Raw genomic sequence first — 3,099 nt, 5'->3', positions numbered from 1 at the left:
CCTCGTCCACCGTCCTGCGGCCCTCCACCGGACCGAGGTCGAACAGGTACGGCGGGTTCGCGGTCGCCTCGACGAACTCCTGCGCGGCGGGCTCCAGAACCGGCTGCTGCGGCTCGGTGGATGCGGACATGGCTGTCTCCTGGTGTTTCCGTGGTGTGCCGCCGGTTCGCCCGGCGCTGACGGTACGGACCGCACAGCACCGAACGAGCTGAACGCGCGATCACCGGCGATCACACCGGTCACGCCGAGCGCTCCGGTTCCGTCCTCCCCGCACGCTAGGTCCGTCCGGCCGTCCGTAGTTGCTCAGCAGCGCACCGCCGCTGCTCCTTCCGTGCACCGGCTCAGCCGAGCTGCCCCTCCAGCCAGCGCAGCACGTCGGGCGTCACCGGGTCGACGAGATCGGCGAACTCGCCGTGTTTCGTCAGGTACTTGGCCCAATAGGGGCACACGGCCACGATGCGCTTCCCCGTCTCCTCGATGTCGGCGATCGCCTGCCGGACGAGCCGGGACGCCAGGCCCTGTCCGGCGAAGGCCTCGTCGATCTCCGTGTGGAAGAAGACGCGCTGGTCACCACGGTCGCGGTACTGGGTGAAACCCGCACGTCGGCCGTCGACCGAGATCTCGTAACGGTGACGGGCGTCCACCCGCTCGACGGTGGGCGCTGCGGAGGGCTCGTTCATCGGCTGGTTCATCGGGTCGGGTTCCTCTCGGGTGGGTCGGGCAGTCCGGGTGGTTCGGATCGCGGGCCGCGGGCCGGGGATCAGCCGCGCGCGGGGTTCCGGCGCGGCGTGATGGTCGCGTTCGGCAGGGCGGGCGCGGGGAGGCGGTCCCCCTCGTACCCCTCGACGGCGCCGAAGCGGTCGGAGGCGCTCTCCCACTCCTCCCGCGCGCGGACGATGTCCTCGTGGCTGCGGCCGATGAAGTTCCACCACATGACGATCTCCTCCTCGAACGGGGCCCCGCCGAGCAGCACCGTCCGGGCGGGCTCGTCCGACTCGTTGACGAGGGTCAGCGTGTCGGGGCCGGGGTGGACGTACCCCAGTTCCGCCGACCGCAGCAGGGTGCCGCCCACCCGTACCTCTCCCCGGTCGACGAGCAGCCCGTGCTCGAACGAGCCGTCCACGGCGAGCTCGACCGTCGCGCGTGGCGCGAGGACGACCTCGGCACCGAGCAGGGGCGTGAAGGTCCGCACCGGCGACCCGTCCCCGGCGAGGGAGCCCAGGAAGACGCTGACCGTCGCGGCCCCGCCGTCGACGGTGACCGGCTCGGGCACGTAGTGCCGGAAGTCCCGGGCGGTGTCGCGGTGTTCCGCGGGCAGCGCCACCCACAGCTGTACCCCGTGCAGGACCGTGGCGCGCGGGGTCGAGACCTCCGAGTGGCTGATGCCGTGGCCGCCCGTCATCAGGTTCAGTTCGCCGGGCCGCACGTAGGCGTGGCTGCCGAGACTGTCCCGGTGCTCGATCTCACCGCTGAACAGCCAGCTCACCGTCTGCAGCCCGATGTGCGGGTGCGGGGCGACGTCCATGCCACCGGTGCCGGCGACGTCGTCGGGGCCGTAATGGTCCGCGAAGCACCAGGCGCCGATCAGGGTCCGGGCGCGCTGCGGCAGCGTGCGCCGTACGGTCATCGCGCGCGGGCCGCCCAGGGGCACGTCGCGCGGGGTGAGGACGTCGACCCGCGGTTCTCCGGCCGGCCGCGCGCCGGCGTCCGCCGTGGACGCGCACCGTACCGGGACGGGTCCTGACTCCACGTTGCTCATCGGGGACCACCACCTTTCACACCCGTGATACTTTCATTTTCAACCATCTTGGCGCAAGGTAGTCCCGACGCCCGAGAGCCGCAAGAGAGCCGCAAGAGCACGGCACCCGAAGGAGCCCCAGTTGAGCAGCAGCCCCGCCACCGGGTCCGCGGTCCGGCGAGTCTTCGTCGACAAGCAGAGCCCCCAGGCCTACCGCGCACTGGTGCAGACGTCCGAGGCGGTGCGCGCGACCGCGGCCGACGCGGGCCTCGACCGCGTCCTCGTGGAACTGGTCAACCTCCGCGTCTCACAGCTCAACGGCTGCGCCTACTGCCTCGACGTCCACACGAAGGCCGCGCTGCGCGCGGGCGAGACGACACGGCGGCTCGGCACGCTGGCGGCCTGGCGGGACACCGAGCTGTTCACCCCCCTCGAACGCGCCGCGCTCGCCCTGGCGGAGGCGACCACCGTCCCCTCCGACGCCGCCGCGCAGGAGGCCGCGTACGCAGCCGCGCGTGAGGTGTGCACCGAGGAGCAGATCTCCGCGGTGATCTGGGTGGCGGTCACCATCAACGCCTTCAACCGGATCTCGATCCTGAGCAAGCACCCGGTGCGGTGAGTCGAGGGCAGGGCGGAGGAACGGCGCCGCGGGTCCGTGAGCGCACACTGCCGGGCGTCCCGCGCCCGGCGCGAACGCGGAGCGGCCGTGCCCCCGAGCGGGGCACGGCCGCGGTGGAACAGACGGGTCCTCACATCCTGTGGCCCTCGTCCCGGTCCCGGATGCCGCACTTGGCCAGTCCTCGGCTGATCATGTAACCGATCGTCAGCAGCGTGACGAACAGCCATGCCTGGTCCGCCGGGAACCGGTCGACACCACGTGCGTCGTCCCCCACGACGGCGGAGGCGATCAGTACGGCGATCACCGCCGCGACGTACGCCATCATTTCCGTGGTCTTGTAGGCGGGCTTCGTCTCCCCGCTCACCCGCTCCCCGGCGTATGCGGTCCGGGGTACGCCGGACTCCGGGTATCCGGCCGACGATGCAGCGGACATCGTGTCCTCCTGAACTTGGCTGGGCCCGACGGCCGTCGAGCCTTGCGAGCCAGTACCCGACCCCCCTCCCCCGTAACGGGACATCACCCGGCGGACGGGTCACGGCACCTCGGTACGGCGTTCAACCGCCGGTGCCGCCGGGGGCCGTCCAGGCGGGAACGGCCCCACGGTCCCGACAACGCCCTGCCTGCGCGGCCGGACGCGCGAACCGGACCGGGCCACGGCCGCCGCGGCCCCCGCCGTCTGCGCCGCCGGGCGGTACGCCGCGTACGGCGACGGGCACCGCCCCGGCTGCGCCGGACGGTGGAC

The 3,099-nt window shown here is 72.5% G+C and carries 4 protein-coding genes and 1 pseudogene; 1 reads left to right on the top strand and 4 read right to left on the bottom strand.

Features of this window, described 5'->3' with window-relative positions; all coding sequences use genetic code 11:
- The 3 genes and pseudogenes from UW392_RS02170 to UW392_RS02160 form a co-directional block, all read right to left on the bottom strand.
- Window positions 1-130 (bottom strand): annotated as a pseudogene (locus tag UW392_RS02170) (esterase); the annotation flags it as partial.
- A gap of 211 nt (window positions 131-341) precedes the next feature.
- Complete coding sequence (locus UW392_RS02165; protein ID WP_320773103.1) at window positions 342-680, bottom strand: GNAT family N-acetyltransferase; 339 nt, start codon at window positions 678-680, stop codon at window positions 342-344.
- Window positions 681-760: 80 nt separating this feature from the next.
- On the bottom strand, window positions 761-1,759 hold the full coding sequence (locus UW392_RS02160) for a pirin family protein (RefSeq protein WP_320773102.1): 999 nt from the start codon (window positions 1,757-1,759) through the stop codon (window positions 761-763).
- A gap of 121 nt (window positions 1,760-1,880) precedes the next feature.
- On the opposite strand from UW392_RS02160, the gene UW392_RS02155 reads away from it, so the two are divergent.
- Window positions 1,881-2,357: a carboxymuconolactone decarboxylase family protein gene (locus tag UW392_RS02155; RefSeq protein WP_320773101.1), complete on the top strand. Its 477-nt coding sequence runs from the start codon at window positions 1,881-1,883 to the stop codon at window positions 2,355-2,357.
- Between the two features lie 130 nt (window positions 2,358-2,487).
- Here UW392_RS02155 and UW392_RS02150 read toward each other — a convergent pair whose 3' ends face one another.
- The gene (locus UW392_RS02150; RefSeq protein WP_320773100.1) at window positions 2,488-2,790 is read right to left on the bottom strand and encodes a hypothetical protein; all 303 of its coding nucleotides are present in this window, start codon (window positions 2,788-2,790) and stop codon (window positions 2,488-2,490) included.
- Window positions 2,791-3,099: the final 309 nt, after the last annotated feature.

Source organism: Streptomyces sp. CRN 30, assembly GCF_034105845.1.
This window is presented reverse-complemented; position numbering and strand designations above follow the sequence as displayed.

Bases quoted from the DNA above. Each gene is read 5' to 3' on its own strand.
- UW392_RS02165 (WP_320773103.1), bottom strand. From the start codon at position 680: ATGAACGAGCCCTCCGCAGCGCCCACCGTCGAGCGGGTGGACGCCCGT.
- UW392_RS02160 (WP_320773102.1), bottom strand. From the start codon at position 1,759: ATGAGCAACGTGGAGTCAGGACCCGTCCCGGTACGGTGCGCGTCCACG.
- UW392_RS02150 (WP_320773100.1), bottom strand. From the start codon at position 2,790: ATGTCCGCTGCATCGTCGGCCGGATACCCGGAGTCCGGCGTACCCCGG.